Below are 12,861 nucleotides of genomic sequence, written 5' to 3'. Positions count from 1 at the left end.
GCGGCCGGTGGTGCTCCGTCGTGGGGTCGGCGTACCTCTCCGACCCCACGACGGAGTCCACCGTCAGGCGGTGTCGTCGTCGAGCACGGTGAGCCAGGCGAAGCCGTCACCGATCACGGCACCGGTGGGTGCGGAGATGGTGATCTTGTAACGCAGGGATGCCGTGTTGACGGCCGTGTTGCCGACCAGCGGCACCTCGATCCGTGCCCCGGTGGCCCCCTTGGGGATGGTCACCGGGAACGACAGCAGCGGCACCTGTCCCGCCGACGCGGACCCGCTCGCCGCCGCCTGGACCTGGACCGTCGCGGCGCTCCCGAGCCGGTCGCTCAGGGTCAGCCGCATCGTCGCGGTGCCCGGTCCGGCTCCCTCGCTCACGGTGGCGTCGGCGATGCTGACCTGCGCCGCACCGGTGGCACCACCACCGCCCACGGACGGGCTGTCGAAGGTGATGTCGGACAGGTACGCCCCACCCGTTGGTGTGGCCGGGCGTACGGTGACGAAGCGGATGTCCCGCAGATCCACCCCGCGCATCGAGTCGATCGGCAGGCGGAAGGTACGCAGCCACGTCTTGCCCAGTCGGCTGATCCCGTTCGGCGTGTTCGTCGAGGCCGGGAAGGGATCGAGGGCGGGGCTCACGGCTCCCACCCGTACGGTCGAGGTTCGGCCGGACCGGTCGACCACCGCGACGTCGAGATCGACATCGCCCACCGCGGCCTCGTCCCGGGCCACCCGCAGGGTGAGCGCGTCGTACCTGCGCACATCCCGGTCACCCGCGGGGATAGCCACCCGCACCTGCGGGGACACGGACGCCGGGCTCCACTGGACCCGCAGGACCGGGCTGGTCGGTACCGACGTGGCGAAGGTGGCCGGCGTCCAGTGCGGGATCTTCGACGTCGCCGTGGTCGCCGAACACGGTGTGTCTCCCGCGGGGACCCGCGAGGCGACGCTGTGGCAGTACGCACCGAGGTCGAAGCCGGAGATCGAGACGTTCCCGGTCGGCCGTTCCAACGGGGCGAGGTCCAGGCGGCGCGAGCCGGGCTGCTGGGCCTGGGTGTACACCTCCGCCCGGCCGGTCGACGGCACCGTGCCGTCGGTGCCGTCGAACAGCGGCAGGAACGCGGTCTCCCCGCCCTGTACGAGCCGGAAGAATCCGGCCATGTACGCCGTACCGACGGCGCGCTGCTCGGCGCTGGTCAACCGGGTCGGGCTGGCGTTGCCGCACACCTCGTCGTTGGCCGGCGACCAGTCGTCGTTCGACGGTGAGACGGAGACGCCGGGGGTCCACTCGGTGTTGAAGAAGTTGTGGTTGGCTCCCATGACCATCAGGGAGGAACGCAGCACGTTGTCGTCCACCGAGTAGCGGGTGTCGTCGAAGAAGTGCTGCCCCTGCTGGTTGGAGACGTCACCGTCGCAGTAGGGGAGCAGCACCGCCATCGGGACGTCCGGCAGGGTGGGGCGACCGAAGTCGACGGGCGCCAGCGGCAGTACGGCGCGGATGCCGTACGGGTGCCGGCCCTCGGCGTTGAGCAGTGCGGCCTCCACCACGCCCTCGCCGCCGCGCGAGTGCCCCATCAGCCCGACGTTGCGCAGGTCCAGCCGCCCGGACAGCGGGTGGCGCGACCACGGGAAGCCCTTGCTGTCGTTCCACTTCGCCAGCAGGTCCAGGTGTTTCAGCACCAGTTGCCCACGCGCCAGCGCCCCGTTGTCGTCGGTGTTGGTGGCGTCCTTGGCGTTGATGCCGTTGGCGCTGATCGACACGACGACGTAACCGTGGCTGGCCAGGGACTCGGCGGTCTCGGAGTAGCCGAGGTAGCTGTCGATCGGGATGAACCCGGTCAGGCACGGCCAGTTGCTGTTGTTGGTCTGCCGGGTGGTGGGGTTGTAACACGCGGAGTGCCGGCCGTGCAGGAAGACCACCACGGGAAGTTCGCCCCTGGCGCGGGCCGGGGCGTACACCGCGGCGCGCAGCTCCACCGGGAGGTTGTCGAGGCCGGTCAGGGTCGTAGCACTGTCGCCGAGGTTGTAGTCGAGCCGCTCGACGGCGTACCGGCCCGGTGTGGCGGGGTCGGTATACACCGGCTTCCGCTTGTGCGGGCCCTTGCGGGTGGGCGGCACCGCAGCGGACCGCTGCGGCGACGGCTGGAGGTCCGGCACCGTACCGTTCCAGCCGACGTCGACGCGCTCGGCGCCGGTGACGGCGGCGTCGGTGGTCTCGGTGCTGAGGGTCAGCCCGTCCGCGGACTCACTGGCGGTGCCGATGATGCGGCCGTCGACGGCCAGTTCCGGTACGGCGTCACGGACCGGCAGCGGCTCGTCGAGTCGCAGCTCGACCCGCCATCCGCCGTCCGGCAGGCTCTCCACGCTGAAGTCGTTCGAAGCGGCGACGCCGACCGGATCCCCGGCGGGGCTGGCGGCGGCCGGAGCGGTGATCAGGACGGGTACGGCGATACAGCCGGCGAGTACGGCGGCCGACAGTGCGGCCACCGCTCGGGCTCGGCCGCGCGGTGGGGCGAAACGGGCCATCTCTGGTGTCTCCTCTCGCGCTGTGTGGGTCAGCGCGAGCGGACACTATGGAGCCCAGGTTCCAAATGATCTCTATCGAGGAAACGGCCGCGTTACCGAACTTCGCAAGATCGTCCAACCTCGACGCGCCGGGGAGCCACCGCACCCGTGGCGTGGTGGCTCCCCAGCGGAAGATCAGCGCTGGATCGACTTGGTCTCCAGGAACTCCTCGAGGCCCTGCCGGCCGAACTCCCGGCCGTTGCCGGACTGCTTGTAACCCCCGAACGGCGCGAGCGGGTTCCACTGGGCGCCGTTGATGTCGACCTGGCCCGTACGCAGCCGCTTGGCGATCGCCAGGGCGTGTTCGCTCTCGCCGAACACGCCGGAGGTGAGGCCGTACACCGTGCTGTTGGCGATCTCGACGGCCCGGTCCTCGTCCGGGTACGGGATGATCGTGAGCACCGGACCGAAGATCTCCTCCTGGGCGATGGCCGAGTCCGGGTCGACGTTCGCGAAGATCGTCGGTCGGACGTACGCGCCCTCGGTCAGACCCTCCGGTCGGCCCGGACCGCCGAAGACCAGGGTCGCGCCGTCGGCGATCCCACGCTCGATGTAGCCGTCGACCTTCCGCCGGTGCGCCTCGGACGACATCGGGCCGATCCGGGTCGCCTCGTCCAGCGGGTCCCCGACCGTGTACTGCGCGGCGGCGGCGACCGCCAGTTCGACGATCTCGTCGTGCCGGGACGCCGGTACGAGCATCCGTGGCCACGCGCCGCAGACCTGGCCACCGTTGGAGAAGGCCATCATCAGGCCCTTGCCGACCGCCTGCTCCAGGTCGGCGTCGTCGAGGATGATGTTGGCGCCCTTCCCGCCGAGTTCGAGCGCGACCCGCTTGACCGTCTCCGACGCGACCGCGGTGATCCGCCGGCCGGCCCGGGTGGAGCCGGTGAACGACACCATGTCGATGTCCGGGTGGGCCGAGATCGCCTCGCCGACCACGGGGCCGGTGCCGTAGACGACGTTGAAGACACCCGCCGGCAGGCCCGCCTCGACGGTGACCTCGGCGAGGATCCGTGCCGTCAGCGGTGCGACCTCGGACGGCTTGAAGACCATGGTGTTGCCCGCCACCAGCGCGGGCGCCAGCTTCGAGGCGATCTGCTGGAGCGGGAAGTTCCAGGGCGTGATCGCCCCGACGACGCCGATCGGCTCGCGGACGATCAGGGAGTTCTCGACCTGTTCGGTCCAGTCGAAGTCCCCGGCGAGCGCGGTGACGGACTCCACGACCGCGACCGGGAAGCCGACCTGGGCGGTGCGGGACATGGTGATCGGTGAGCCCATCTCGGCGGTGATCGCGGCGGCGATCTCCTCGACGCGGGCCTTCAGACCGTCGGCGACTCGTCGCACCACGGCGGCCCGCTGGGCCGGGGCGGTCGCGGACCAACTCGGGAAGGCGGCCCGCGCGGCGGCGACGGCCCGGTCGACGTCGGCGGCGGTGCCGGCCGGTACCTCGGCGACGATCTTGCCGGTGGCCGGGTTCACCACCGGGATGGTGCCGGCGGATCCGGTGACGGCCGCGCCGCCGATCCAGTGGGTGATTTCGGGGAAGGTGGCTGTGTTCATGAACCGACCGTGGCACCGCCGCCCGGTCGCGACCATGTGCTCCCTATCCGTGTATCGGCAGTACCTGGATCCGATCGGCGGGTGGTGTGAACCTGGGAACGGAACACCGGTTTGCTGTGAATTGTTGTGCAACAAGACGCCCGGATGCGACGAGGAGGACAGGACCGTGGATCGAGCCAGACTCGCCGACTTCCTCCGTACGCGCAGGGAGGCGCTCCAGCCCGAGGACGTGGGAATGCCGCGCGGGCAGCGCCGACGTACCGGCGGGCTGCGGCGCGAGGAGGTGGCCGTGCTCTCCGACATGTCGATCGACTACTACAGCCGGTTGGAGCAGCAGCGCGGTCCGCATCCGTCCGAGCAGATGCTCGCCTCCCTGGCCCGCGGACTGCGCCTCTCGCTGGAGGAACGCGACCACCTCTTCCAGCTTGCCGGCTACGCCACCCCGCAACGAACCGTACGCGCGGAGCACATCAACCCCGGCATGATGCGCATCTTCGACGGTCTCGAGGACGCCGCCGCCCAGGTGGTCAGTCACCTGGGGGAGACGCTGCGACAGACCCGTCTGTCCGTCGCCCTGCTCGGCGACGAGAGCACCTATACGGGTCTGGCACGCAGCAAGCACTACCGCTGGTTCACCGACCTCTCATCGCGGTCGATCCACCCTGAAGAGGATCATTCGGTACATAGCCGGCTCATGGTGGCGAACCTGCATGGTGCGTACACCCGTGACGGCAGGGGCTCGCGGGCGGCCGAGATCGTCGACGCGCTCCTCCCGGTCAGCCCGGAGTTCGCCGAGCTGTGGCGGGAGCATCCGGTGGCGGGACCGTACTGCGCGCCGAAACGCATCCAGCACCCGCAGCTCGGCTTCATCGAGCTGCACTGCCAGACACTGGTCGACCCCGACCAGTCCCAGCTCCTGGTGGTCTACACCGCCGCTCCCGGCACCGAGAGCTACCGGAAACTGCAGTTGCTGTCGGTCATCGGCGACCAGCGCGCCTGACCTTCGGCGGCGGCGGGGGGCCCTCCGCTACTTCGCGAACACCTGGCTCTCGTCGCGGAACGCCTTGAACTCCAGCGCGTTGCCGGCCGGGTCGCGGACGAACATCGTCCACTGCTCGCCCGGCTCGCCCGCGAACCGCAGGTAGGGCTCGATCACAAAACCCACGTCGGCGTCCCGGATCCGGCCGGCCAGTTCGTGGAAGTCCTCGATGGACAGGATCAGACCGAAGTGCGGGACCGGGACCTCGTGCCCGTCGACCGGGTTGCGTCCGGCGTCGACCCGGTCGACCACCGGCACGACGTGGGTGACCAACTGGTGGCCGTAGAAGTTCCAGTCGACCCAGTGGTCCGTCGAGCGGCCCTCGTCCAGCCCGAGCACACCGCCGTAGAAGCCGCGTACGCGCTCCAGGTCGTCAACCGGAATCGCCAGGTGGAAACCGGGACGGGTGGTCGCGGTCATCGAAGACTCCTCTGTCGTCGGGGGGTGCGCCGGGGGACGTAGCCGACAGGAGGATCCTCACGTACCCCGGCGGCCCGTACAACACGGGGCGCTGCCGGACCGGGAATATCGGCATGCCATCCGGCGGGCGCGGACGTAGGGTCCTCACCTTGTGAACACAATGATCGAGACGGTCGCACCGGCGCGGTTGGGTACGGGCTACCGCTGGTTGCTCGCCTCGTCGTGGGCGACGAATCTCGGTGACGGCGTGGCGGTCGCCGCCGGACCGCTGCTGGTGGCGTCGCTGACCGACAACCCGTTCCTGGTGTCACTGGCGGCCCTGCTCCGGTGGGCGCCCCCGTTGGTCTTCGGCCTGTACGCCGGTGTGCTGTCCGATCGCCTCGACCGGCGGCGGATCGTGATCGCCGCGAACGCGGTCCGGGTCCTGGCGCTGGCTGTCCTGATCGTCGCGCTGGTCACGGACCGGGTGTCGGTGGTCGGGGTGCTGGTGGCCCTGGGGCTGCTCGCCACCGCCGAGGTCTTCGCCGACAACACGACGGCGACGCTGACGCCGATGCTGGTACACCGCGACGACCTCGCGATCGCCAACGCCCGGATGCAGACCGGGTTCATCACGCTCGACCAACTCGCCGGTCCGCCGATCGGTGCGGCCCTGTTCGCGGCCGGCGCGGCGTGGCCGTTCGTGACCGAGGCGGTCCTGGCGGCCGCCGGTGTGCTGCTGGTGTCGAGGGTCGTGCTGCCCGTTCGGGACCGGGAAGCGGCGCAGGCGCGAACGGGTGTCTGGCGGGACATGGTCGAGGGGTTCCGGTGGACCGTACGTCACCCGGCGGTCCGTACGCTGTGTCTGACGATTTTGATCTTCAACGTCACCTTCGGTGCGGCCTGGTCGGTACTGGTGCTCTACGCCGCGCAGCGCCTCGACCTGGGCGCCGTCGGGTTCGGCCTGCTCACCACGGTCTCGGCGGTCGGCGGCCTGCTCGGTACGGCCCTGTACGGGTGGATCACCCGGCGGGTGAGCCTGGGCAACGTGATGCGGGCCGGGCTGATCATCGAGACCTTCACCCACCTCGCCCTGGCCCTCACCACCTCGGCATGGCTGGCCTCGCTGATCTTCTTCATCTTCGGCGCCCACGCGTTCGTCTGGAGCACCACCTCGATGACCGTCCGGCAGCGGGCCGTCCCCACCCACCTGCAGGGACGCGTGAACAGCATCAACACCATCAGCGTCTTCGGTGGCCTGGTCGTCGGCTCGGCCGTCGGCGGCACCCTGGCCACCCACTACGGCGTGACCGCGCCGTTCTGGTTCGCCTTCGTCGGCTCGGCGGTCTTCGTGGTCCTGCTCTGGCGCGAACTCACCCGGATCGCCCACGCCGACGAGCAATCGCAGCCCGTCGCCGCCTGAGCCACAGCCGCTTCACGACGATTGTCCTAGGACGCTTTAGGGGTGGTGGCGCGAGCGATGCCGCGACGGTAGGAAAGGGCTTCCCTCAGGGGGCTTGAGGTTGACCGGCTCGACTCTGCGGGCCTAGCATGGCGGCACTCCGCAGAGAGGGACATCGATGAAGAGGCGTGCCCTGGTGTCCCTGCCCGTACTGGCCCTGATGCAGTCGCAGCTGCCCGCTCCGGCATCGGCGGGTCCGGCCGCGCCGACGCTGGCACCGGCCGCCGTACCGACACCACCGGTCGACTCGATCCGCTGTTCACCTCGGCGGGCACCCTCGGTGCGTACACGAGGATGCGCGCGGTCTGGCGGTCGCAGCGGGCCGACGACCGGCTGCGGACCACGATCTGGCCGGGAGTGGGGCACATCTGCACACCGGAGATGCAGGACGCGGCGTTCGCCTGGCTGGACACCCTGATGCGACGCTGACCCCGACCCGGCAGGCGGGACAGCGATCGGGCAGGCGGGACAGCGACCCGGCAGGCGGGACAGCGACCCGGCAGGGACGGGGTCAGAGCACCCGGACCGGCTGTCCGGCCAGGAACGCCTCGATGTCCTCCACCGCGTCACCGAAGAAGACCCGGTAGGTTTCGCGCGTGACGTAACCGAGGTGCGGCGTCAGTACAGTGTTCGGCGCCGTCCGCAGCGGGTGGTCGGTCGGCAGCGGTTCGACGTCGAACACGTCCAGGCCGGCGCCGGCGATCCAGCCCTCGTGCAACGCGGTGAGCAGGGCGGCCTCGTCGATGATCGGTCCCCGCGAGGTGTTCACCAGGTACGCGTCCCGGCGCATCGAACGCAGCTCGGCCTCGCCGAACAGGCCACGGGTCCGGTCGCCGAGCTGGAGGTGCACGGTCACGATGTCCGACCCGGTCAGCAACTCCTCCTTGGACACCGCCTGTACGCCCAACTCCGCCGCGTGCTCGGCGCGCAGGTTCTCGCTCCAGGCCACGACCCGCATCCCGAACGCCCGGCCGACGGCGGCCACCTGGGCACCCATCCGACCCAGCCCGACCACCCCGAGGGTGTGACCCGCCAGGTCTCCGCCGACCGTGCTCTGCCAGCCGCCCTCGCGTACCCGTTGGGACTCGGTCGGGATCCGGCGTACCAGGGCCAGGATGAGTCCCCAGGTGAGTTCGGCGGTGCCGGTGGCGACCCCGCGGGTGCCGGTGACGACGACCCCGCGCCGCGTCGCCGCCGACACGTCGATGGCGACGTTGGACATCCCGGTCGTGACCAGGAGACGCAACCGGGGCAGCCGGTCGAGTACGGCCGCGGGGAACGCGGTCCGCTCCCGCATCGCCACCACGACCTCGGCGTCCGCGAGCCGCCGGACGAGAACCTCGACGTCGTCGACGTGGTCGGTGAAGACGGTCACCTCGACCCGGTCCCCGAGCCGGTCCCAGCCACCGAACTCCCGGGCCACATCCTGGTAGTCGTCGAGCACCGCGACCCGAACCGCCATCTCCGCCTCCCGTACCGTCGCGGCCCCTCCGCCGGGCCATGAACCTCCGCCGGCCGGCGGGCGCTGGCGCGAAGGTTCCCCGCCGGGTAGCCGAGCGGGGCGCCCCGTACCCGATCATGGCACGGACCGGGCGCGAACCGCCCGGCTACCGGCCGTCGGGGTGCCGCCGGCCGTGACCGGACCATGACGCCACCGTGACCGGCCGGACCACGCTGGGGACAACCCCGTCCCACCGAGGACGGGGACCTCGGAGGGAGCAGCACATGCGCGCAGGTACAGGCCGGACGGTCGGGCACGGGAGCGTCGCCGTCGCGCTGGTCGCGGCGAGCCTCGTCGCCGGTACGAGGCCCGCACGCGCCGACGGGCCACACGCACCAGTCCTCGTCGCGGCGGCCAGCCTGCACGACGAGTCCCCGGAGAAGGAGGTGACGGTGCGGTGCCCGCGACCCACGCTGGTGTTCTCCGCCGGTGGCGGTGTCGGCGGGCCCGCCGGCGGTACCGGGCAGGTCGTGGTCACCGCCGTGGTACCGGACGCGGGACTGACGACGGTGACCGTCCGGGCGGTCGCGCGTACGGGGCAACGGGGTCCGTGGTCGGTGGTCGGGCAGGCGATCTGCGAGGCGTCCGGATCTCCGCTGCGCCGGGCGGTGGGCACCTCGGTCGGGGAGTCCACCGCGACGGCCACCTGCGAGCCGGGAACGAAGGTGTGGGGGACCGGGTTTCGGGTCACCGGCGACCCGGACCACGCTGCCGTCGCCGAGGTCGTGCCCGATCCCGGCCTGACCAAGGTGGCGGTCGGTGTCACCAGCGACGGGCCACCGACCGAGGTCACCGCGTACGCCATCTGCCGTGCCCAGACCGGGACCATGCGACGCGTGGCGGCGGTGTCGCCGGACGGCGCGGGGTGGCCGAGGAGCGTCACCGTGGCGGACACCGCGGACGCCCGGATCTACGGCGTCGGTGGTCGCGCCGGCGGTGGGCCGCACGCCTACCTCGACGCGCTGGTCCTGCGGCCGTCGGGCGCCGGGGGAGGGGTCCGCGCCGCTCTCGCCGCACCGATCCGGGCCGCGGCGGCGACCGGCGTACGACCCGGTCCGCGTCCGGCCGACGGTACGGGCGTCGCGGCAACCGACGGTACGGGTGACGAAACCGTCGTGTACGGCATCCTCGCCGGCAGTTTCCACTGAACCGTCGGGCGGTTCAACGGGTCCGGGCACCAACCCCGGCCGGGGCGAGGATCGACTCGTCCGGTGGCCGTACGCCGATCGCGCGCATCGCCTCGGCGTACCGGTGCAGGGCCCGTCGGGCCTCCCCGTGCCGGCCGCCGGCGACCAGTGTCCGTACCAGTGCCCGGTGCGCCGGCTCGTCGTACGGATCCTTCTCCAGCAGCCGGAGCAGGCAGGCGACCGCCGTCTCCGGATCGCCCGCCGCCCGGCTGGCCCGCGCCAGCATCCGCAGCATGTTCAGGTACGCCGCCCGTACCTCCTCGCGCAGCGGTGCCGACCAGTCGGCGTACGGCTCGTCCTCGAAGACGTCGGCCCGGTATTCCCGTTCCGCGGTGGCGAGTACGGTCCGGGCCTCGGCGGCGGCGCCACGGTCGAGCAGCCGGCGCCCGTGTACGACGTGGGCGAAGAACTCCTCCACGTCGACCCGCAGCCGGGTGACGTCCAACGCGACGCTGGCCTGGTCGGCGACGAGGAAGTGATCGGCCGGGTGGGCCCGGTCCGGGTCCAGCACACCGCGCACGATCGACAGCAGGACGGAGAGCCGGTGCCCGGTACGTTCGGCGTTGTCGTCGGGCCACAGCAGTTCGCAGAGCACCCCGCGCGACACCGGTCGGCCGCGTCGGGTCGCGACGATCCGGAGCAGGTCACGGGCCTTGCGTGACTGCCACTGGGCGGCCGGGACGACCCGGTCGCCGAGCTGGACCTCGAACCGGCCGAGCAACCGGATCGACACCTCCGTGCCGGTGCCGGATCCGTTGTCGACGGCACCCGGTACGGGTGCCCGGTGGTCCGGCACGGCGTCCGCCGCGGTGAGTTCCTCGACGGCGATCAGGGCGTCCAGCCGGTCGTCGGTGGTGGCGTCGGACAGGCCGCCGAGGATCACCCGGATCCTGGCCGCCTCCAGCACCGCTCCGGTGTCGGTCCAGATCGCGTACGCCTCGCGCAGGGCCGAGCGGGCGCGGGCCGGCACCGGCTCGCCCGCGGCACGCAGTTCGAGGGCGTCGGCGAGCCCGCCCCGGTCCCGTTGGGCGCGGGCGATCGTCGCCGCCTCCGTCGCCAGTGTTCCCGCCCCGGTCCGGTCCGCCCGGCGTACGGCGATCCAGCCCCGGGCCAGCAGTGCCGGCACCGAGATCTCGGTGGAGGCTTCCCGGGCGGCCCGCTCGGCGTACCGGGCGGCCGTGTCGAGGTCCTCGTGCAGGATCACGAGGGCCAGGCCGGCGAGGGCGGGCACCAGGATGTTGGCGTTCCCGGCGGCCTCGCCGACCCGAACCGCCTCCTCGTACGCCGCGCGGGCCTGCTCCCGCCAGCCGCGTCGGCGGTACACCTCGCCGAGGCCGAGCAGGGCCGCCCCGGAGCGGCGCGAACCCATCCGCTCGTACCGGGCGAGGACCTGGCCGTACCGGCGGACCGCCTCGTCGTAGCGGCCGAGGATGGACAGCGCGTCGGCTTCGTTGCACGAGGCGATGTTGCGCAGGTTCGGGTACCCGGCGGCGGCGGCGAACCGGTCCGCCCGCCGGGCGAGGACCAGGGCCTCGGCGTACCGGGACGCGCAGATCAGGTGGTACGACTGGTTGATCAGGATGCGGGTGACCAGCACGACGTCGCCGGTACGTTCGGCGATCGGCAGCGCCCGCGCGTACTGCTCCTCGCTGCGGGCCCGGTTCCCGGCCGCGCCGAGGCAGAGGGCCACGCTCACGTGGGCGGTGGCCAGTGCCCCGTCGTGTCCGGCGTCGGCGGCGTGCCGTACGGCGCGTTGGGCGTACCCGGTCGCGGTGGCGCAGTCCCCGGCGAGCAGGTGCGCGTGGGCGGTCCAGGCGAGCAGGATCGCGGTGTCGGCGTCGGCGGGCACCTCGTTGCCCTGGGCGAAGACCTTCAGCGCGTCGAGCGGGTTGCCCCGTTGGTAGTGGACCCGGCCCATCCGCCAGGCGAGTCCGGCGTCGCCGGCGGGTTCTCCGGCCGCGACCGTGTCGTACGTTCTCGCCGCGGCGGGCAGGTCACCGGCGGTACGGAACGCGTCGCCGAGCAGGAGCCGCAACCGCCTGGTACGCCGCTCCTCCGGCAGCGCCTCGACGATCGCGGCGACCTCGGTCGGCCGCCCGGCGGCGAGTACGGCGTCGCCGTGTTCCTCCAGTACCCGTACGCACCGTTCGTGATCGGCGGCCCGCAGGTACGAGCGGGCGGCGGCCAACGGTGGACCGTGCTCGCCGTACCAGGTGGCGGCGACGGTGGTGATCCGCCGGGTGGCGCCGCGCCGGCCGGTGCGTCGTGCGATCTCGGCGATCACCGGGACGAGCCGGTCGCCGGGTGTGGGCCCGTCCGGGTCGGGGACCAGCAGACCGGTGCCGGTGAGCAGGTACAGGGCCGTGGCCGCCCGCCGGTGGCCGAGTGCCGCGCACAGCCCGGCGCTCACCGGGGCGAGCGTGGCGACGTCACGGACGAGCCGGTTGACCTCCCCCGGCAACGGCCCCAGGACCTCGGTCGTCACGTAGGTCGCCAGGGGGCCGTCCGGTGCGGTGATCACCGGTAGCAGCGGGCCGGCCGGCGAACCGGTCGGGCCGAGCGTCTCGGCGGCGAGGTGGACCAGCGCCGGCCAGCCGCCGGTCAGTTCGTGGATCCGGTCGGCCAGGTCGGGGTCCGGCAGCCCGTACTCGGCGGTGAGCAGGTCGACGACCTGGTCGGTGGTGAGCGCGAGATCGGACGGGCCGACCTCGGCGAGCCGTCCCCGGCCCCGCCACCGGGACGTGGCGGTGCCCAGCGGCCACCGGGACGTCAGGGCGACGGTGATCCCGTCCGGTAGCCCGCCGACGATCGCGAGCAACCGGTCGGCGGTTGCCGGTTCAAGGCGTGGCAGGTCGTCGACGACCACCCGCAGGTTGTCGCCCGCGTCGGTCAGCTTCTCCAGCTCACCGGCGATCAGGGTGTCGATGTCGGTGCCGTGCAGCCAGACCGTCGACGCCGGCCGGAACCATCGGCGCAGCATGGTCGTCTTGCCGTATCCGGCGGCGGCGACGACGAGTTGGCAGGCACGGGGTCGTGGGTCTGCCATCGTCGGACACACAGCTCCCAGCCGGTTGCGCGGTGGCCCGGAACGTCGTGGTGGCGGCCGTGCCGTGGACGGCTCCAGACTCCTGCCGTCCGGTCCGGCGGGCAA

9 protein-coding genes are annotated in these 12,861 nt (G+C 72.1%); 4 read left to right on the top strand and 5 right to left on the bottom strand.

The genetic code is table 11. The features are described from left to right. Positions 1–63: 63 nt before the first annotated feature. Together ACWEFB_RS23375 and ACWEFB_RS23370 are read right to left on the bottom strand one after the other, a co-directional pair. Positions 64–2,523, bottom strand: coding sequence for an alpha/beta hydrolase family protein (locus ACWEFB_RS23375; protein ID WP_452288580.1), 2,460 nt, complete (start codon positions 2,521–2,523; stop codon positions 64–66). A 174-nt stretch (positions 2,524–2,697) separates the two neighbouring features. After that, positions 2,698–4,122, bottom strand: a complete 1,425-nt coding sequence (locus ACWEFB_RS23370; RefSeq protein WP_452288578.1) for an aldehyde dehydrogenase family protein — start codon at positions 4,120–4,122, stop codon at positions 2,698–2,700. A 166-nt stretch (positions 4,123–4,288) separates the two neighbouring features. Here ACWEFB_RS23370 and ACWEFB_RS23365 point away from each other — a divergent pair, with 166 nt between their 5' ends. Beyond that, on the top strand, positions 4,289–5,122 hold the full coding sequence (locus ACWEFB_RS23365; protein WP_326557609.1) for a helix-turn-helix transcriptional regulator: 834 nt from the start codon (positions 4,289–4,291) through the stop codon (positions 5,120–5,122). A 27-nt stretch (positions 5,123–5,149) separates the two neighbouring features. On the opposite strand, the gene ACWEFB_RS23360 is transcribed toward ACWEFB_RS23365, so the two are convergent. Next, positions 5,150–5,581: a VOC family protein gene (locus tag ACWEFB_RS23360; protein WP_452288576.1), complete on the bottom strand. Its 432-nt coding sequence runs from the start codon at positions 5,579–5,581 to the stop codon at positions 5,150–5,152. A 160-nt stretch (positions 5,582–5,741) separates the two neighbouring features. On the opposite strand from ACWEFB_RS23360, the gene ACWEFB_RS23355 reads away from it, so the two are divergent. Continuing rightward, on the top strand, positions 5,742–6,983 hold the full coding sequence (locus ACWEFB_RS23355; RefSeq protein WP_452288574.1) for an MFS transporter: 1,242 nt from the start codon (positions 5,742–5,744) through the stop codon (positions 6,981–6,983). 333 nt (positions 6,984–7,316) lie between these two features. Beyond that, positions 7,317–7,451: a hypothetical protein gene (locus ACWEFB_RS23350; protein WP_452288572.1), complete on the top strand. Its 135-nt coding sequence runs from the start codon at positions 7,317–7,319 to the stop codon at positions 7,449–7,451. Between the two features lie 82 nt (positions 7,452–7,533). On the opposite strand, the gene ACWEFB_RS23345 is transcribed toward ACWEFB_RS23350, so the two are convergent. Then, positions 7,534–8,484: a D-2-hydroxyacid dehydrogenase family protein gene (locus ACWEFB_RS23345; RefSeq protein WP_452288570.1), complete on the bottom strand. Its 951-nt coding sequence runs from the start codon at positions 8,482–8,484 to the stop codon at positions 7,534–7,536. 263 nt (positions 8,485–8,747) lie between these two features. On the opposite strand from ACWEFB_RS23345, the gene ACWEFB_RS23340 reads away from it, so the two are divergent. Next, positions 8,748–9,671 carry a hypothetical protein gene (locus ACWEFB_RS23340; protein WP_452288568.1) on the top strand — a complete coding sequence of 308 codons (924 nt, stop codon included), beginning with the start codon at positions 8,748–8,750 and terminating at the stop codon, positions 9,669–9,671. 13 nt (positions 9,672–9,684) lie between these two features. Here the strand turns inward: ACWEFB_RS23340 and ACWEFB_RS23335 are convergent, their stop codons facing one another. Then, entirely contained in the window at positions 9,685–12,756 is a 3,072-nt protein-coding gene (locus ACWEFB_RS23335; RefSeq protein ID WP_452288566.1) for a BTAD domain-containing putative transcriptional regulator, read from the bottom strand. Between the last annotated feature and the right edge of the window lie 105 nt (positions 12,757–12,861).

This window comes from Micromonospora sp. NPDC004704 (assembly GCF_053601675.1).
The sequence above is the reverse complement of the archived record's forward strand: the minus strand, read 5'-3'. Positions and strand labels throughout refer to the sequence as shown.